The sequence below is a fragment of the Colwellia ponticola genome, assembly GCF_005885605.1.
GTDB lineage: Bacteria > Pseudomonadota > Gammaproteobacteria > Enterobacterales > Alteromonadaceae > Colwellia > Colwellia ponticola.
Genome location: NZ_SZVP01000125.1, coordinates 1 through 449, shown reverse-complemented (window position 1 = coordinate 449; position 449 = coordinate 1). Strand labels below are relative to the sequence as shown.

Genomic DNA, 449 nt, shown 5'->3' with positions numbered 1-449 from the left:
GGTGGTGAAACGCAGCACCTGGCTTTCGCCCTGCCCTTCGACGTCGAGAGTAACCGCGACAAAGGGCGCATCTTCGACGGTGATACCGACTTTTTCCACTGGGGTGATCAGGAAGTAATCATCGCCATCTCGGCGGATGATATTAGAAAACAATTTGACCATCGGCTTACGCCCGATCGGCGTGCCCTGGTAGAACCAGGTGCCGTCACGGGCGATGCGCATGTCGATGTTGCCGCAGAAATCCGGGTTCCACAGATGCACCGGCGCCGGTCCCTTGCCCTTGGGCAACTGAGCCAACAGATCGTTGGCCTTGGCGGAATCGGTCATGGTGTTCTCCTTGGTGTTACTGATCGCCCATGCCCAACAGGCCTCGGGCGTACTGCGCCAAGGGGCGGGCAATCAGGTCTTCTGGCTTGTTGTCGTGGAACGTCAGTAAACCGCCACGACTG

Annotated in this window: 2 protein-coding genes; both read right to left on the bottom strand. The window is 58.6% G+C overall.

Annotated elements, in window-relative coordinates:
• On the bottom strand, positions 1–327 hold a 327-nt coding region (locus FCS21_RS16155; RefSeq protein WP_138624513.1), incomplete at its 3' end, for a DUF1285 domain-containing protein.
• 16 nt (positions 328–343) lie between these two features.
• The coding region (locus FCS21_RS17140; RefSeq protein ID WP_138624512.1) for a DUF4823 domain-containing protein at positions 344–449 on the bottom strand (106 nt) is incomplete at its 5' end.